Source organism: Aerococcus sp. BD502 (assembly GCF_057919555.1).
In genome coordinates this window covers 1,240,489-1,258,894 of sequence record NZ_CP147972.1, presented here as the reverse complement: position 1 = coordinate 1,258,894, position 18,406 = coordinate 1,240,489, and the positions used below count along the sequence as shown (strand labels likewise).

General features: G+C 45.7%; 14 protein-coding genes and 1 CRISPR repeat array. Of the genes, 2 read left to right on the top strand and 12 right to left on the bottom strand.

Translation table 11 applies throughout. The features are described from left to right. The first annotated feature begins 20 nt into the window (after positions 1–20). Positions 21–509 carry a dihydrofolate reductase gene (locus WF803_RS05880; RefSeq protein WP_489610617.1) on the top strand — a complete coding sequence of 163 codons (489 nt, stop codon included), beginning with the start codon at positions 21–23 and terminating at the stop codon, positions 507–509. Between the two features lie 88 nt (positions 510–597). On the opposite strand, the gene WF803_RS05875 is transcribed toward WF803_RS05880, so the two are convergent. Genes WF803_RS05875 through WF803_RS05855 form a run of 5 tightly spaced genes read right to left on the bottom strand, consistent with a single transcriptional unit; the run spans position 598 to position 5,610 of the window. Then, entirely contained in the window at positions 598–1,077 is a 480-nt protein-coding gene (locus WF803_RS05875; protein WP_489610616.1) for a hypothetical protein, read from the bottom strand. A gap of 3 nt (positions 1,078–1,080) precedes the next feature. Next, the gene (locus WF803_RS05870) at positions 1,081–2,262 is read right to left on the bottom strand and encodes a cobalamin-independent methionine synthase II family protein (RefSeq protein WP_489610615.1); all 1,182 of its coding nucleotides are present in this window, start codon (positions 2,260–2,262) and stop codon (positions 1,081–1,083) included. Between the two features lie 9 nt (positions 2,263–2,271). Next, positions 2,272–3,084 (bottom strand): phosphate/phosphite/phosphonate ABC transporter substrate-binding protein, encoded by an 813-nt coding sequence (locus WF803_RS05865; RefSeq protein WP_489610614.1) that lies wholly within the window; start codon positions 3,082–3,084, stop codon positions 2,272–2,274. A 51-nt stretch (positions 3,085–3,135) separates the two neighbouring features. Next, positions 3,136–4,260, bottom strand: a complete 1,125-nt coding sequence (locus tag WF803_RS05860) for an acyl-CoA dehydrogenase family protein (protein ID WP_489610613.1) — start codon at positions 4,258–4,260, stop codon at positions 3,136–3,138. Between the two features lie 15 nt (positions 4,261–4,275). Next, the gene (locus WF803_RS05855) at positions 4,276–5,610 is read right to left on the bottom strand and encodes a Na+/H+ antiporter NhaC family protein (RefSeq protein WP_489610612.1); all 1,335 of its coding nucleotides are present in this window, start codon (positions 5,608–5,610) and stop codon (positions 4,276–4,278) included. 379 nt (positions 5,611–5,989) lie between these two features. On the opposite strand from WF803_RS05855, the gene WF803_RS05850 reads away from it, so the two are divergent. Continuing rightward, positions 5,990–6,904, top strand: coding sequence for a metal ABC transporter solute-binding protein, Zn/Mn family (locus WF803_RS05850; RefSeq protein ID WP_489610611.1), 915 nt, complete (start codon positions 5,990–5,992; stop codon positions 6,902–6,904). Positions 6,905–7,016: 112 nt separating this feature from the next. After that, positions 7,017–7,909: direct repeats of the CRISPR family, unit length 36 nt; unit sequence GTTTAAGACCTATTCAAATCAACACTGCTCTCAAAC. A 511-nt stretch (positions 7,910–8,420) separates the two neighbouring features. On the opposite strand, the gene WF803_RS05845 is transcribed toward WF803_RS05850, so the two are convergent. The 7 genes from WF803_RS05845 to WF803_RS05815 form a co-directional block, all read right to left on the bottom strand. Then, entirely contained in the window at positions 8,421–9,767 is a 1,347-nt protein-coding gene (locus tag WF803_RS05845) for an ISLre2 family transposase (protein ID WP_489610610.1), read from the bottom strand. Between the two features lie 22 nt (positions 9,768–9,789). Then, positions 9,790–10,461, bottom strand: coding sequence for a type II-A CRISPR-associated protein Csn2 (gene csn2, locus WF803_RS05840; protein ID WP_489610609.1), 672 nt, complete (start codon positions 10,459–10,461; stop codon positions 9,790–9,792). Beyond that, positions 10,458–10,778, bottom strand: a complete 321-nt coding sequence (gene cas2 / locus WF803_RS05835) for a CRISPR-associated endonuclease Cas2 (protein WP_489610608.1) — start codon at positions 10,776–10,778, stop codon at positions 10,458–10,460. Before cas2 ends, csn2 begins: the two co-directional genes overlap by 4 nt. Continuing rightward, positions 10,768–11,643: a type II CRISPR-associated endonuclease Cas1 gene (gene cas1, locus WF803_RS05830; RefSeq protein WP_489610607.1), complete on the bottom strand. Its 876-nt coding sequence runs from the start codon at positions 11,641–11,643 to the stop codon at positions 10,768–10,770. The genes cas2 and cas1 overlap by 11 nt, the downstream gene beginning before the upstream one ends. Beyond that, the gene (cas9, locus tag WF803_RS05825) at positions 11,640–15,809 is read right to left on the bottom strand and encodes a type II CRISPR RNA-guided endonuclease Cas9 (protein ID WP_489610606.1); all 4,170 of its coding nucleotides are present in this window, start codon (positions 15,807–15,809) and stop codon (positions 11,640–11,642) included. Before cas9 ends, cas1 begins: the two co-directional genes overlap by 4 nt. A 270-nt stretch (positions 15,810–16,079) precedes the next feature. Beyond that, positions 16,080–17,291 (bottom strand): tryptophan synthase subunit beta, encoded by a 1,212-nt coding sequence (trpB, locus tag WF803_RS05820; protein ID WP_489610605.1) that lies wholly within the window; start codon positions 17,289–17,291, stop codon positions 16,080–16,082. Between the two features lie 271 nt (positions 17,292–17,562). Continuing rightward, positions 17,563–18,174, bottom strand: coding sequence for a cyclodeaminase/cyclohydrolase family protein (locus WF803_RS05815; RefSeq protein WP_489610604.1), 612 nt, complete (start codon positions 18,172–18,174; stop codon positions 17,563–17,565). Positions 18,175–18,406 lie beyond the last annotated feature (232 nt).

The window sequence follows — 18,406 nt, the reverse complement described above, 5'->3', positions numbered from 1 at the left end:
AACCTTGAGGAGGACGAGAAATGTTAACATTTGTTTGGGCAGAGAGTAAAAATGGTGTGATGGGGAAAGACGGCAGTGTGCCTTGGTACTTGCCAGCCGACCTGAAATTTTTCAAGGAAATCACGATGACCGGTGATATGCTGATGGGCCGGGTCACCTTCGACAGCTTCCCTAAGGGCGCCCTCCCCGGCCGGAAGAATTATGTCATGACCCGAAATACCGACTACGAACGTCCGGGCGCCATTGTCCTGCACTCTAAAGACGAAGCCCTAGCCGTGGCAAAGGAAAGCGACAAGCCCCTCCATATTATTGGTGGTCCTACTATTTTCAAGCAATTCCTTAGGGAGGTGGATGTCCTCTACCGGACCGTTTTGCATAAGGACTTTGACGGGGACACCCACGTGCCGGAAATCGACTACAGCCAATTCGAACTGGTTGAAGAATGGGACGGCCCCCTCGATGAAAAGAACACCATCCCCCACACCTACCAAAAATTTGTCCGCAAGTAAACCTAGTCACCGCTGGCCGGCCAGGCCAGCGGCTTTTCTTTTTAGCGCACAAAAAATCAGCCCCTCCAAAGAGACGGCTGATTTTTTCTTAGAGAATAATTTTCACATGCAAGTCTAAGGGCAGCGTCGCCTTGACCGTTTGGTAGAGAATACTTTTCTCGAGGCCAGCTTTCACACTGGCCACCACGTCCTCTTCCTCCTCATAGCTCACAATGTAGAGGTGCAGGGACCAGGTCGAAATGTGGCACTGGCCTTCGTAGCCAATTACATCGAGGTAGGTCATGGGATGGGCGAGGGTGAAGGAAAATTTACCTTCCATCTCCTCGATTAAGTGCGCATGCTTTTGGTCATAATGCTGAATGGCCAGCATGACACTGGACGCCAGGCCCCCCATAAAATGATCCACCGCCGTGAGTTCGGGATTGAGCATATCAAAACTCTGCTCCCGAGCCACGTGGTAGCTTACGGTATTAGCATATTGCTCCACGCCGCCCTCCGGCTGGCTAACCGAGCGCAGGGTCATTTCATGCTTTTCATTTTGCTTAAAGGTCCGATCAATATTGGCCATGGCCTATGCCTCCCCCTGGCGGTCGCGGAGGGTGTGGGCTGCTTCGACCAAGGCCTTAATTTTCCCAGGAATATGGGCGTCATCATTCACCGGCCGATTAGCAAAGGTCGCAAAGCCGCAGTCTGGATTCAGCAAGAGGCGTTCCTTGGGCAAGTATTCGAGCGCTTCTTCCGCCCGGTCCACAATGGACTGCACACTTTCCGCCTCATCCAAGCGGGGGTTTTCCACTCCCAGGCCCAGCCGGCAATTTTCGCGGATGATATCATCGCGCAAAAGGGCCGACAATTCCCCCGCCCGGGGCGTTGAGAATTCCAAGGTCAACAAATCCGCCTTCACGCTTCTAAAGAGTGGCACTAAGGCTGTATAGGGCCCTTCCAGGAGAATACTTTCATCCTTGGACCAGTTGCCCCGGCAGACGTGCAGGGAAGCGAGTGACTTCGTGCGGTCAATCTGACTCATGGCTTGGGCAATTAAATCAGTTGCAAAGGCAATCTCTTCCTTAAAATCCTTCTTCTCCGACAAAGCCCCGCACATGAAGGAGCGCGTCTTCCCTTCCGAGAAAATGACTTCGGTGAGGACCGGTTCGTCGAATTGGATAATCTCTACACCCAAGTCCTGCAGGTTCTTAATCTCCCGAGCTAAAATCTTGAGCACAGCTTGGCCCAAGTCTTCCTTACTCTCGTAAGCTTGCCCGGACAATTCCTTCAGCCACATGGAGCGCGTCATCAAGTAAGGGCCAGGCAAGGTAATTTTCACCGGCTTATCGGTGTACTTTTTCAGCCATTTTAATTCGTGCACAGCCAAGGGATGGTAGCCCAAGCGACCGGTGCAAATGGCGTTTTTAATGCTGATGGAGGGCACATCCAAAACTGACAAGATATCTTCAAAAGCCTGCTTATCGGGCATGTAGTCAACCATGTCATTCATGCTCAGTAATTCCGCTCCATCCAAGTGGGTGGCCACAAAGGACGAATAGTTATCGCGCGTCAATTCGCCCGAAGTAATGATATCAAGTCCCAGATCATCTTGTAATTCGATGACCCGCTTCGTTTCTTCCTCGGCTTGGGCATAAAAGTCTTCCTCGCTCAATTGCCCCTGCTCATAGCGGCGCTTCGCCTTCAAGAGCTTCTTAGAACGAGGCCACGACCCAATGAGAGTCGTGGCAAATGCTGGTAATTCAATCATTAGGGTCGCCTACTCGAAGAAGTTGAGGTAATCCACAGCCTTGCGCAAGAGGGTGAAATTGGTGTCGCGGCCAGGAACCCATTTCTTCAAGCCTTCCATGTCCATCATTTCCTTGTGTTCAGGATTGTTGTAGTCCATGCGGCCTAAAATGCTTTCCCATTCTTCTTGGGCTTCAGCAGGGAAACCAGGGCGCAAGGTGAAGATGCAGTGGTCGAAGGTGCCAGTGCGTTCCACGAGTTTGATTTCATCCTTGTTGATGGTGCCGTCTGCGGTCCATGCTTCCCAGTTTTCGTTAGCAATAACGGCCACGTCAACTTCACCCTTCTTCAAGGCTTCCAGCGCATCAATTTCCCCACCGATGTGGTCGCCGTCAAGGCCTTGGTCCACGTCGAAGTCTTTTTCGGTATAGTCTTTTTCCGGTTCGAGGCCCGCTTCACGTAAGGATTCGATCGGAATTAAACGCGCTTGTGGGGAGTCTTTGGCCCCGAAGCCAATGGTCTTACCACGCATGTCTTCAAAAGAATCGATACCACTATCCACCTTAGCGATGTAGCAGCTGGTCCGGTCTTGGTCAGTGTCCCGCATCATGGAGAAGCCACATTCGCCCTTGGACTTAATGTCGGCTTCCACGTGAGCGAGGGGAGAGTTCCAAGCAATGTCAATTTTACCGTCTAAGAGGTCTTTGATTTGTGTCCGGTAGTCCTTGTAGAAGACGGTATCAATGGGATGGCCTTCTTCTTCAAAGAATTTGGCAATGATTTCCCAAACGACAGCGACTTGAGGGGCGTAGGCAACAGCACCAAGTTTAATTTTGTCTGACATGTTATTCCTCCTATCGAAATGCTAATAACAACAACGATTATTACTTTGGCTTTATTCCTTTTCGCCAGTTAAGTAATCTAATTCAACACGCATGCGTCCGAGCCAAACTTTCAAGACATCGAGGCCGGGCGCCATGACTTGCGCACCGAGGGAGTCGCGCATCCAGCGTTCCATCGGTTCCTTCCCGCGGACATAACCAATTCCACCGAAGAGTTTCATCCCTTGGGTCCCATTTTGGACAGCAGCATTGGTCGTTTCGATCCGGGCAGCGGTAATATTTTTGAAGGCTTCCGGATGTTCTTGGTCGACGTAAACAGCCGAGTTGAAGAGGGCTTCACGGGCACTGAAGGCACGGGCGTATAATTCCGCACAATTCACTTGGACAGTTTCAATGTCGCGTAAGGACTTCCCGGTGGAGTAGCTGCGGCGGACCACATAGTCAGCGCAAGCATCCGCAATCCCCATGGCAATCCCGGCACTGGAGCTGGCCAGGCCCACCACGAAAATCAAGCGGTCACCATCGCCGTTCCCTTCAATCTTGTAGAAGTGATCGACCTTGGCATTATCTAAAACCATGGGGTCGGACACATTACCACGCAGGCCCACACCATCAAAAGTCGATTCGAAACTTAGACCTTCCGTATCCCCAGGGACAAGCCAGAGGTTGATATCGTCCGGATCATCTTTGCCGCGGGTAATCGTAATGTAGTAGTCGGCTTCGCGCGCGGTCGTCACGAAACTCTTCCGACCATTTAAAATGGAATAGCCGTCGTGGCGTTCTTCCGTCATTTCCGGCAGGTAGAAGTGCGTGCCGGTGCCGGTTTCACTGTAGGCCAAGCCCAAAACAATTTCCCCATTAGCGACTTTAGGCAGGATTTCCTTCTTCAAATCTTCGGAAGCGTAGAGGGAGAGGCAGTAGGCCCCGACATTACTCATCATGTAGCATAAGCTAGCGGACGGGCCACTTTCCGCTAAGCCGGTACAAACTTCCGCATGCTCGAGCACGCCCTTGCCTTGGCCACCGTATTCTTCGGGAATGACGAGCCCGAAGTAGCCATGTTCACGCAGGGCCTTAATGGATTCCTTGGGGAAGCGTCCTTCTTGGTCCACTTCTTGGGCATAAGGAGCTAAATATTTCTTACCAAAAGCTTTCGCTTCTTCATAATATTGATGCAAAGTTAGTCTTCCTTTCTATGCTTTTTCTAATTCTTCAACTTGTTCTTTAGGCATTTGGCCGATTTGCGGGAGGAAAATCGTTAAAATTGCTACCAGTAAACCGGCGAAACCATACCAGAGATAGGGAATCACTTGCAGGGGTGAGACGGCTTTGTTGGCAATACTGGTGACCAATAAAATCTGCGCCCCATAAGGCAAGGTGCTCTGGAAAATACAAACGGTTGAGTGCATGAGGGACGCCATATAGCGCTTATCAATTTTGTAGTGTTCGGCAATATCCTTGATAATGGGTCCGGTCACGAGGGCCGACACCGTATCGTTAGCGATTGACACGTCCACCAAGCCGGGCAGCAGCATGCCCATCAGTTGGGCACTCTTCCGGCCAACAATGAACCGTTTCAACTTCTCATTGATCCAGTCAATTCCGCCCTCTTCCTTCACCATGTAGGCCAAGCCCCCGATGAGAAGGGAGAAAAGCAAGACATCAAACATGCCGTTAAAGCCTTCCTGGATGCTGTCGGTAAAGCCGAGGAAAGTGAGTTTCCCAAGGATCAAGCCGAGCGCGCCGGCGAGGAGAATGCCGGCCATTAAAACCACAAAGACATTCACGCCGATTAAGGCTAAGACTAAAACAACAATGTAAGGCAAAACGGTCCACAAATCATAGGACCCCGCCTCCACTGCGACCGAGGTATAGGGCCGGCCGGCCATGTAGTAGCCAACCAGGGCCACCAAGACCGCTGGCACCGTAATTAACAGGTTGGCCTTGAACTTTTGGCGAATTTCAACACCCAGCGTCCGCGAAGCCACAATCGTTGTATCGGCAATGATGGACATGTTGTTCCCAAACATGGCTCCACTCAGTAATGTTGCTAAAATAAGGGCCAAATTGATGCCCGACTTATCGGCCAAGGCCACACAAATCGGCGCCATCGTGGCAATTGTCCCCATGCTCGTTCCAATCGACAAGCACACAAAGCAAGCGATCAAAAACATGCCCGGCACAATGTAAGCCATCGGGATTAAACGAAGGCCAAAGTTCACCACAGAATCAACGCCGCCGATCGCATTCGTCACCGAGCCAAATGCGCCCGCCAAGAGGAAAATCAAACACATGATAATAATGTTGTCCTCCCCGCAGCCCTTGATCAGGGTGGCAAACTTCTCATCCACGGAACCGTGGTAGAGCAGGAAAGCTGTGATGAGGCCCGCAATAACGGAAATCGATGCCGGCATGGCATAAAAGCCTTCATCATTCCCCTGCATCGTTAAGTAGATCCCGACAAATAAGTAGAGGCCCACAAAAACCAAGAAGGGCAAAAGCACCCAGCCTCGAGTTTTCTGCTTCATGTTTCACTCCTTTTCACTTCTAAAAGAACACAAAATTCGTACGGCTAGCCTCAGGTCATAGCTTATGGCTAGTAAGTACTTTTTTCAAGTGAAGTAAAACACATATGTCCTAACTTACATAAACAAAGCGCATTAGGACGGGCTTTGCTTACTTTTACCCAGTTTGTAAAGAATAGGTAAAACGGTTAAAACATACATTTTTTGTTTTCGTAAGTGAACTTTAATCTTTTATCGTGAATTTAAAATACAAGCCCCAGCTATTTTGTCTTTATACTTTCAAAAGTATCATTTTTTCCTCTCGCCATAGGGCTTGACAGGGCTCATATAATCGGGTAAACTCTTATTCGTAATGACTACGATTTAAAACGAAGGAGGATTTATGAAAATACGCAAAGCATTATTTTTATTCTTTACCGGCCTCCTCTTCCTCGCTGGCTGCCAAGGTGGTGGCCGGCAAGAGGCAGCTAGCCTAAAAATTCAAACCAGTTTCTATCCCATCTATAGTCTGACGAAAATGGTGTCCGGGGATTTGAATCAGGTCGAAATGATTAACGCCAAGCAAAGTATTCACAGCTTCGAGCCCGCCGCCAGTGATCTGGTGAAAATTGAAGATAGTGATGTTTTCATTTACCACTCGCATATTCTAGAGGGCTGGACAAAAAATCTCGCCGACAACTTACACGGTAAAGAGGTCACCATCGTGGAAGCCGGTGCCAATTTAAAAATGACACGCGTGCCGGGGCTAGAGGATATCGAGCCTGGTCCTGGTCAAGATGCCAGTAATCTCATGGATCCCCACACCTGGCTCGATCCCGTCCTTGTCGCTGATGAAGCCCAGGCGATCGCCGAAGCCTTGGGGCAAAAAGACCCCGAGCATAGGAGCACTTACTTGAAAAATGCCGAAAAAGTCAAGACCGATGCAGAAGCCCTCGTTAATAAATATAAACCCCAATTTGACCAATTGGAGCATAAAACTTTCGTCACCCAGCACACGGCCTTCAATTACTTAGCCCAGCGTTTCGGCTTGACGCAATTAGGTATTGCTGGGGTGTCTGACAGCCAGGAACCCAGCGCCAAGCAACTCGCCGAAGTGGAAGACTTCGTCAAGGAATATCACGTGAAAACCATCTTCACCGAAAGCCAAGCCTCCGAACATCTTGCCCAGGTCATTTCCCAAGCGACCGGCGCCCAATTAAAACCTCTCAACCCCTTAGAAGTCGCCCCCGATAATGATAAGAATATCTTGGAAAACATTGCTTGGGATTTAGAAACCTTAGCCACGTCATTGAAGTAAGCAGGCAGATAAAAAGCAGCTCAGAAAATTGAGCTGCTTTTGTTATTTACTGGGCGGAGAGGTCTGATCAGCTATCTAAATCATTAATGGCCTTCAGCCACCTAAAACTATAATTTAAGATCTATTCAAATCAACACTGCTCTCAAACTGTCAGCTGATGAGTATGAAGAACTTTTCGGTTTGAGACCTATTCAAATCAACACTGCTCTCAAACACCCCATCATCAACCAATCACTGGATAATTGTTTGAGACCTATTCAAATCAACACTGCTCTCAAACAGGAGTTGCCAGTACTTACCCCGCACGCCTGTTTAAGACCTATTCAAATCAACACTGCTCTCAAACTATCTTTCTAAGGGAGGTTTTAGGACGAAAGTTTAAGACCTATTCAAATCAACACTGCTCTCAAACTTTATTCCTGAAGGCATTGCTGTGGGGGTGGTTTAAGACCTATTCAAATCAACACTGCTCTCAAACCTTTCTCCATGCTGGCGTTTGCTCTTTTTGGTTTAAGACCTATTCAAATCAACACTGCTCTCAAACTTATCGCTACACCAAAGCCTTTATTGATCGGTTTAAGACCTATTCAAATCAACACTGCTCTCAAACGGCAGCCGCTTGGGACTTTGTCAAAACACAGTTTAAGACCTATTCAAATCAACACTGCTCTCAAACCGGCCGCTATCTAAACCGGTGCTGCTATTAGTTTAAGACCTATTCAAATCAACACTGCTCTCAAACCCTCCACCTTGCGCTCATGGGCAAATATAAGTTTAAGACCTATTCAAATCAACACTGCTCTCAAACTTCTTTACGCTATAAGCTACAACCCATGGGTTTAAGACCTATTCAAATCAACACTGCTCTCAAACTACGAAGCGAAAGCGGTAGAAGGAGGAGGAGTTTAAGACCTATTCAAATCAACACTGCTCTCAAACCATGGTGTACTACGAGGCGGTGCACTCCTAGTTTAAGACCTATTCAAATCAACACTGCTCTCAAACCTCAAATCCAAAGTAAGACCAACTTAGGATATTGATATATTGTTAAAAGTATTACAACATAGGCGAGATACAGAATTATTTCAAAGGTCTCACTAGTATTATATCAATAAATCACATTAAAATCACGGTCAATGATGTATTTGTTAGTGTCAAGCAATGCTCGGTCAATCATAAAGAACTCTATCTCGTATCTAATTATTCAAAAGTCACTTCGTTTTTGTGCTAAAGGACGCTGCGTTGAAAAGCAGTGGCACCGGCTTACGCTTCATAGAAGCTTACGCCTGACCGTCCTATTCTGGCTCTATGTCGTTGGATAGGCCTCGCTACGCTCACCCTATCGGCACTCCGAGAGCCAGATATACGGACGGCCTGCTAACACTGCTAACGCAGGTCTTTAGCACGCACTCCGTGTCTTTTGGCGAAGCAGCTAACAAAATGTATGGTATAATTTCCCGACCATACTGCTTGACACTTCACTTGGAATCGTGCCCTGATGGGCACCACAAGAACTTTATTGCGGCCTGTGACATAGTATTGCCCTAACAATCCCTGGATATTCGGGTATAAATGGGCTTGTATTAGCTTCAATATCTGATCGAACAGCTTCTTCAAAACAATGATTAGATTGAGCGGTGATAATGGCAGCCATTGCTGCTGCGCCTTGACGGGTCCAATTTCGTCCTTGCTTTTTCATGCGATAAGTATAAAGCCGATGGCCTGCTTCACAAACGCCACCGGAAAAATGGTTTGGTAAGCCTCGCTGCTCTGCTGGTTTAATGAGTAACCAATTCCTTTGAAGATAAGCTCTTAGAGCTTCAATTTCAGCCAAAAACTCCTGATGATGGTGCCAGCGACTTTCACAGGTCTCCAAAGTAACTTGAACTCCTTCGAAATCATAAGCCTTCACTTTTTTAATGACCAATTGACGTATTTTATGATCAAAAAATAGGCGCGTTCTGATTTTTTGAATGACATGAAATTTATCGCAGAAATGTTCATGCCGAAGGCATACCCCAATCATCTCGTTAAAATCTTCCTCCGTATAACCACTGCCACCATCCGAATTAGAAATCACAATCGTTTGATGTAAATCATAGTAGGAGTTAAGAAATCGGCTAACTTTTTCTCGAAGGGCTGCACTAGATTGAACAGAAGAAAAATAATGAGCTTGAATAAGTTGATGCCGCGAAGTGGATCGATCGACGCCTTCATAGAGAGTCACACGGTGTAGTTGAAGATGTTTTGTCCTTTTCCCTTTTTTCTTCTTCTTAGTGATTAAAACCCCATCCCCTTCAATGTACAGAAAAGGAACGGATCGTTTTTGAGAGTAAGCCAGTTCCTTCTCTTCTGCTTTTTTATTCTCAAAGCTTAAAATTTTTTGCCCAATTTCTTGAACAATATGATGTGCGGTCTGATGCGAAATACTAAAAGGCATTAAAGCATTGAAGGCTTCTGCAGTCGCACGAAAAGTTTGCTTCGTACAAAGCTGGGCAATTTTTTCTTTGACCTGAGAAGAAAGATGACTTCTTGCTTCTAGGCCTAAACACAAATCTAGGGGAAGAAAGCTAGAGTGACCTTCTTTTTTCATCCGACAGCGTCTAAAAGTGACGGCACCAAACATAAAACATAGTGTGCGTGGTTCATAGCGAGCAATTTTCCAGCCTTCGGCTTGGTATCTTTGAATTAATTGCTGATCAAGTTGAGTGAAAACCGCTGCAAGACATTCACAGCAAAAATTGCTTAATATCGGATAAACAAGATCTTCAAAGTCACCTAAAGATGAGCAATTTTCCGTCTTTTTTAGAATATCTGTGATAATATCATTCATGAGGACATCTTCTTTCTTTTTTTTGATCAACTTAAAGATAGATGTCCTTTTTTTATTTTTCAAGTCTTACCGAGCATAATTTTACACTAAGGATGTATTTACTAGCTTCCTCACCTCCTTTAATTTCCTGTCGTTCTATTAAAATTAAGGTCAATTCCTTTTGCTGGGCATATTGAATCACTGCCGTAATGTCTTGTGCTTCGAAATAAGCACTCAATTGATCGATAAGAAAAACTTCCGCCAGGTTGAGTTCTGTTATAACCTCTAAGTAAGACAATAAGCGTTCTAACGAGTTTTCCCCAGCAGTTAAAATATTGAAGCAAAATAATTGCAGCAATTTCTTCTGATTCATTTCCGTCGACCAAGAGACCCCCACAGGTAGGGCTTCTGCAATATCATACAAATACTCTTGTAAATGCTGCTGCAAGCCGATAAAAGCCTGATAATCCTCTGTGACATAGCTTAATAGCATACGCTCTAATTTCTTTAGAATCTTTTTTTCATTAACATCCAATAATAAAGGATGAAAAATAGTTTCCAATTGGCATTCTTTTCTACTACCTAAAATAGGATAACAAGCTACTTCGTCCTCCTCCCCTAGGGCCTGCTGGTGAAGGGCCAACAAGAACTGCCGGTATAAGTTAGGAGATTCAAGCGTCAAAATTAATTGTCCTGGAGAAGATATTTTAATGGCTTCCGGAAAACCAGTGTAAACCAGCCTCATAAAATCACCACCCGGTCGATTGAATCTAGTGTGCCCGTATGTTGCTCACCGACAACATATTCCATACGTGCAAATTGTTTTTCGGTAATGATGAGCAGTTGAACTAAGCCTTTCTCTGGCGCCTCCTCGCGTACATTATTAGCGATGGTATTAGCCACTGTAGGATTATGAGCTAATTTACTATACACCGACTGCTGCAGCATGATAAAGCCCGACTTCAATAAAAAACGCCGAAAATAGCGATAGGACTTGCGCTCCTTACTGGTCACCATCGGCAAATCAAATAAGACAATCACCCGCATATACCTATAACTCATTTCTATAAAACCTCAATAAACTAATATCCTCATGACGCAAAGCTCTAAAAATGCTGTGCACATAAACTCGGATACTATCTAATATATAGCGTTTCTTACCTCCAATGCTTACTTTTTGGTCAAAAATAGTCAGCATCGTACGGCGTTCCTTCTCCAAAAATTCAGTAGGTTCAAATTTCTTAACTAAATGGTCTACCAAAGGCCGATATGGTTCCATCACATCCGAGCCTAAGTTATAAGGATTGAATTGATTGCGATGGAAGAGTCCGAGCTGCGTATTGTAGCCAGCTGCAACAATCTCACGATTGCAAGCTGCTAAAATTAAAGCATAACCATAATCAAGGGCAGCATTAATGGCTGAGCCATCCGAGCGAGAAAAGCCAGCACCAAACAAACGGTTAAAATATACTTTCCCTGCATGAGCCTCTCGATTGGTTACATCGAGAGGCTCGATCTGTTCCGCATAAGTTAACAATAGACTTGCCCCTTCCTGATGATGGGGTTTAAGAACCTCGGCTTGGCGCATAATTTTCTCTCGAATAATACTCGCCCAAACGTCTGCCACACACAATGGCGACCAAGACAACTGCTCCTTTAGGCAGCCACTACTATCGTGACTGCCATAAAGGGGAAAACATTCCAAAGCAGGCTGATGGTATTCGTCACAGAAAATAATTTTTATTTTCCGTTTTCGACACTCATTGAGCAAGGCGGCTGTAATAGAAACGGCTGTGGATTCAATAATCAAGACTGCAATTTCATCTAGAAAAATCTTTACCAACTCATTGGGGCGTCTGAGAACCAAATGATTCAGTTTTAAATCGAGTTTTGCCCGTCGACTAATCAGGACTGTTCGCCAACTCATGACTGATATAACACCACCCGATTTTCGAAGAGGCCGGTCACCGATTGATTGATGAGATGGACATAGGTTTTACTGGATAGGTTATTAGGTATACGAATTCGACCTGTAGTTTTTGGTTTTCCAACTGACTCCAAATTAGCATTCATCGAGGTTGTATCGAATGCCTTCACTGTTTCTAAAATTAGGGCGGCCTTTTCAGAGCGATCCAAATCCCTCTTCTTCTTTTTTACCGTTATTGTATTTTGAGCTATTGCTTTTCTCGTTTCCCATAAATGCTTGTGTGTTGCTGATGTCAAAAGCCCCTTAAAATACTTTTTATCCAAATTCTTAAGAATCTCATCATACATCGCTAGCATTTCTTCGTCATTTAAACGGATACGGTGTTCTAGCAATTGATCTTGATTTTTTAATTTTTCAAGATGCTTATAATTTTCAATAAATGTTACTGAATACACAGCTGGCGTCACATTAGCTAAATTAAATCGATTATCTGAACGAGAAGTTATTCGTGCTCGCACGGCATATTCACCTTTTTTCTCTTTGTATTCGATCACACAATTTACTGGATTAATGGGGCCTTTTATGAAGATGCATTGATCTGCCTCTTCTTTCTTTGCTGCATACTTCTCCAATTGTTCAATGTTTTGAATCTCTGCGCCCATATAGCGAGGAATTGATAAAAGGGAAACAGTCTTCCTATTCCCTTTTTTTCTTTGGAATACTGCATAATAGTCAGGAGATGCGCTCGTATAGCCTCCATATTTTTCAATAGGTAAGTCTTTTTTAACCCGTATTTGGCCTTGGCCTTTAGACTGGATCGTTTGCTCAAATAGGCCCCCTCTTTTTTCTCCTGCCTGCCAAGTGAGGAGAGCATCATGTCGCTTCATCATGCGATTGACCTGTTTGATCGTTCCTTCCAGGCCAGCTCGCCAGGCTATGATCTGCCCCCGTTGAATATCGAAGTCAAACATCCTCGCTAAATTATAATGAGGCTTGTGGTCCTTCTTCAGAAAATTAAGCGGATTACTGGTAAATTTCGTGTAATACACATTACCGACGATGATATTTAGATAAGCGTCCTTAGCATGATGCAAGTCATTTAAAGATCGCACCTTAATGTAGTAACGGTAGTCTGGATTGATCGGTTTATTGGTATCTTTATCTTTGTTTTTCTGCTGGGCTCGGAATTCACTAACCAGGTGAGCTTTAACAGGAATGACCTTGGTTTTTGGCAAGGCCTTCGTTAAAATATCTTTCAATGCCTTGGAACTTTGGTGGGTTTCAACTAATTGTCGCGCAATAAACCCCGCTTTTTCTTCCATCGATAGGGGCTGGGTTCGGACCAGACGAGCAAATTTCTGCTTCGACATTAATCCTATTTGGCGTAGAGCTAGCCAGAAGCCTTTCTGTTGTTTTTGAATTGTTGGCTCTAAAGGATAGACATTGCTTTTATGCCGATTCAAAACACTTTTCACAAGAGCTAGATTACTGTAGCTATCATCTTTCTTGATGGATCGGGGAATAATATGATCAATATCATAAACTTGACTCCCAGAATCACCTAGGAGCGTATGATAGTCAATGGCCTCCCCACTGTAGAGACATTTGCCTTGCTGCAAGTAGTAGAGGAAAATTTTCTTTCGCCGTAGATTGGCATCTGTTTCCTCATCCAGCTGGTCTTTGACTTCATCAGCAACCTTAATTGACTTATAGAGCTTAGCTAGGAACTCACGACGCGAGGTCGCCTTCTGTCCTTTTTTGCCCCCACCGCGTGCCATCTCAATAAAAATACGCTTGGGATCGTAACCCATAATACCGCGGATTTCCTTAACCAGTCGGAGGCTTTGCCACATGGCCCGTTTAACAGCGGGTGACAGAACGAGATCCTCAATCACCTTCATATCAAAGCCTTCAGTGCCGGCAAATTCTTCCTGGTTTCTCGCTGTCTTTTTCGCCATGAAATCAAATTGACCGCTCAGAAGTTCCTCAAGAATATAGACTTGACCTTGCCTGCCTGAGCGCAGGGCTTCAATAATCGATGTTGGCCCATTCAGAAAATGCTCGGTATCTTGAAGCTCAGTCAGAAAAGCCTGTGAGAACTTCCCCCAGCCGGAAAAATTGATTCGGGTGAGGGCTTTAATTTCTTGAGGGGTTAACTCTTGCTGGTAATGTTTTTCAATTTCAGCCTGGAATAAGGGCTTCGTTTCTCCAAATAATGTTCCCCAGAGAACACAATTTTCCAGCAATTCTGGCTTGGGCAGGCCGGCAGGGAAAATGGCCTTAAACTGATGGTAGGTGGTTAGCCGTCCTTTGATATCCTCATCAATACCAGTGACTTCCAGCAAGTCATCCTTGCCGAGACCATGGTACTGGCGGTACCAAGCGTCGATTCGTTTCTTCGTTACGCGGATATTTTGCTCGATAAAAAGGTCTTGAAAAAGCTTTTCTTGCTCTGTTGCCGTGATCCGTTCACCATTGAAACACAACATATTTAAGGCATTCAAAACAAGGTATTCCTGATAAAGCAGGGAGTCTTTGGGCAATACATCTTCACCGAAGAGGTAAGTGCAAGGACTGGTCATCCGGCGAATGAAATTTTTTGCCGAAGAAGCAATATCCACCATTTCCTCAAAATTCCAAGGGTAAACCTTGCCCGCCTTTTTTCTGACGACCCAAGCATAGCCACTATCAGGATCATCCTTATGAGCTGGGTTCAAAGGTCCCACATAGTAGGGAATGCGAAAGGTAAATAATTGCTTTATTTTATCTTGGACCGTGTGCCCTTCCTGGTCTTCCTCATTTAAGAAGGGAAGATAGTTTTTCGCCTGCCCCAAGATTTTCTCCAATTCTAGCTGGTGAACCTGGCGCGGGATCACACCATTGTCCTTCTTGCGCTGCTTAACGAGATATTCCCCGTCATCAATTGCCTTTAGCAAGCTCTCTTTCTCTGGACATTCCTTGGGAAACTGCTGAACTAATTTTTTGAGCGATGCCTTAAACTTTTCTGCAGAACATTTTTCCCCACCGTCCTGATGCATATAGCTAGCATAATTCTGATAGCCCTTACTAGTACTATATTGTTTCGCGATTTTCTCTTCTTCCGGTGTTAAATTTTTAAGATTCGGTGTATGGAAGAAAAACCGATAGTGCTCAGGCAAGTACTTTTTAACAAGGACCTTCAATTCCTTTAATTGCTCGCGATATTTGTTATAGCTTTTAATCTTGGCTTGGGAAATATTTTCTTCGCCATCTAAGATATTTTGTAAAATACCCCAATCATACAATAATTTAGCTACTTCCAAGAGCCGCTGTTCATCACCAGTGAGTTCCTGGAGGGAGAGGTCCCTTTCATCTAGTTCTTTTCTAAATTCTAGGCTTTCTTCACCGGTAAAATTTTCAAAAAGCGTTGATAAGCTAACCTTGCCTCCTGCTAGTAAATCACAAAGTTTTTTTAATGAAGCATTCTTACTGTTCTTTCCTAATTGTTGCTTAAGCCCGTTTTTTTTATCAGTCAAAGACATGGACTCACTCAGGAAATGTGTCACATCTTGAAACGCGCTGGAATCTCCGATATCAGGAAAAACTGGGGCAGCAAACAAACGCTCGCTAAGCGCATTTAATTCCGCTAGTAATTCTTCTATGGCTTGACCACTTTGAAAGTCTCCCTCCAATAAGAAGTGTCCGCGGTATTTTAAAATATGATGAAGGGCTAGGTAAACGAGCCGCACATCATGCGGTTCGGGATTTTTCATCAATTCCTGGCGAAGATGATAAATGGTGGGATATTTTTTGTAATAATCCTTGTCGGTAAAATCCTCATCATTAAATAAGCGGTAAGAGTCCTCGGTTGTCCGATCATCAGCTTGCAGGCGCCCCTCTGCTAAATTCGTGAAGAAATTAGGATCAAGGCGATCGATCGCTGGCTTGAAAAAGGCTTGTAAAGTTGCTAAACGCTCCCGCCGCCGTTGATAGCGGCGACGCGACGTCCGAAACAAACGAGTGTCTTCTGCTGTTTTAGCCTCGTCAAACATCCGAACGCCCCACATGGATTTTTTGTTAAATTTGCAAACCTTATAGCGCTCGTTGGTAACGGCCCAGCCCACTGAGTTAGTACCAATATCTAGCCCTAAATAATAGTCCCCGTAAAGTTTCTTCTTGTTTTTCATTTGACTTCCTTTCTACTTGCCCATATAATGATATTAGGTAAATAACCTATGCAGCTTTAAGACCTATTCAAATCAACACTGCAGGTTCAAATAAGGTTTTACCGATTTTGCTTATGTTGACATAAGCCTAGCTGGCGTGTGCCAGCTTTTTTTATTGTAGCATACAAACTCATCAAACGCTTGCATGAACAAAAATGACAGTAAGCCAAAAAAACCCACGCTGCAGCCTCTATCTTCTCGAAGCATGCGTAAGCGTAGGTTTTTTTAATTCTAAACTTCTTCCATCGATTCCTGCCCCAGTCCTTCCAGCAGTTGAGGGACATCTTTATCCCCACGGCCCGATAAATTGACCATCAGACATTCGTCGGCTGCCATGGTGGGGGCAAGACGCACGGCACCGGCGAGGGCGTGCGAGCTTTCCAAGGCTGGCAGGATGCCTTCGGTTTTGGCGAGCAATTGGAAGGCTCCCAGTGCCTCATCATCAGTGATGGCATAGACTTCTTCCCGCCCGCTCGTCTTAAGGTAGGCGTGCTCAGGGCCGACACCCGGATAATCTAAGCCGGCGGAAATGGAATACGTGGGAGCGATGGCTTTTTTGTCATCGCAAAGGAAGAGGGTCTTCATGCCCTGGTCCACGGCCACTTCCCCTAAGGTTAAGCTGGCCGCTGTTTCCCCGGTGTCTAGTCCCCGTCCAGCGGCCTCACAGGCAATGAGGCGCACCGATTTTTCGGGGATAAAATGGTGGAAGGCGCCGATGGCATTGGAGCCCCCGCCCACGCAAGCTAGCACGGCGTCAGGCAGCTGACCGACCTGGTCGAGGAACTGCTGCTTAGCTTCCTGGCTGATGACACTTTGGAAGGTGCGCACCATTTCGGGATAAGGTGCAGGTCCCACGGCAGAACCGATGACGTAGAAGGTATCCTCCAAGTGCTCCAGCAAGTCTCCCATGGCCACGTCCACCGCGTCCTTTAAGCCTTGGCCGCCTTGGGTCACGGCTTTAACATGCGCCCCCATCAGTTCCATGCGGAAAACATTCAATTGCTGGCGCTGGGCGTCTTTCTTGCCCATGTAAACGTCACAGGCTAGGCCGAATTTCGCCGCCACTGCCGCAGTGGCCACCCCATGCTGGCCGGCACCTGTTTCTGCGATCACGCGCTTCTTCCCGAGCCGGTTAGCTAAAAGAATTTGCCCGAGCACATTATTAATTTTATGCGCGCCGAGGTGGTTCAAGTCTTCGCGTTTCAGGTAAATTTGCGCCCCACCTAAAGCTTTGGTTAGGCCCTTGGCATGGTAGAGTGGTGTGGCCCGGCCGGAGTAGTCCCGTAGTTCCTTATTTAGCGTTTCTTGAAAGTCGGGGTCTGCCTGAGCTTCTCGGAAGGCTTTTTCAATTTGGACCAATTCGTCCTGCAAAATATCGGGGACGTATTGCCCGCCAAAATCACCAAAGTAGCCGGCTTGTTTTACTGCTGTTTGTTGTGTCATGCTTATCCTCCTCAAATGTTCTGGTTTAACATCAAGGAGCTTGTGCAGTTTAGGATACAAAAAAGGCACTCCATATCCACTATGAAGTGCCACTCAATCGTCGTTTACACTGCATAGGCTCCTATTTTTCTTCGCGAAAAACCAGTGAGCCTATTTTGACCCACCGTTTAAAGCCATGCTTGCCAACGGTTCATCTTGTGCATGTGTAAACCTCCTCGAAACTTATTTTCTCTATCATAGAATGCCCGGGTCCCTTTGTCAAGGGTGCATCTTATTTCCGGCGGTCATTGACGGCAGCAATCACTGCCTTTTGCACTTGCTCGCCTTCTTCTAAGGCTTTTTCCATGCGCTCGGTGTAGCCGTCTGCTTTTTCCTTGTCTTTTAACAATTTAGCATTTTCAATAACGTTATATTTGGCGCAATTTAAAGCCGTATGCAAGTGTTGAATGCCTACTTCCACGTCCGCCAAGACAGATTTCCGACCAGTTTCAGCGATCGTTTGCATTTCTTTCATGCATTTCAAGCTGGTCTCCATCACATCGAGGGGAACTTCCGTGGCGTCAAGCAAGGCGTCTTGAATGGCTGCAGTCCGTTTTTCCTTTTCCTCGTCGGTATTTTTGGGCAAGCTATATTGCTTGAACATGTAGCCGGAGACTTCCTCGTCCTTATCGCTTAATTCTTGCAAGTGTTCAATACGCTCATGCATGCGGCCTAAGAGAGCGTCGATCGCTTCCACGTCGGCATTTTTGCTTTTGTCCTTGGTAATTTCAAAAACCATGCAGCCTAAGGAAGCCCCCAAGGCTCCGGTCAAAGGGATGACTGAGCCGCCACCGGGTGCAGATTCTTTCGATGCGACTGCTTCAATATATTGTTTAATTTCCATACTTGCCTCCTATTAATGTTGTTCATGGAAATAGTTTCCATGCTCATCTTAGCATGCTCTCACTGCTTTTACCATTAAAAGCCGCCTTAAAAATAATCGTTTTCTGGGTGTAGAGCTTGCTTTATGGCCACCAGCACCTAGAAAAATTGAACATTCGAGAGCTGCTCTTGCCATCAAGTTAATGTTAACGCTAAATATTTAAGCGAGGCTAAATATTTTCAAAAAACTGCCA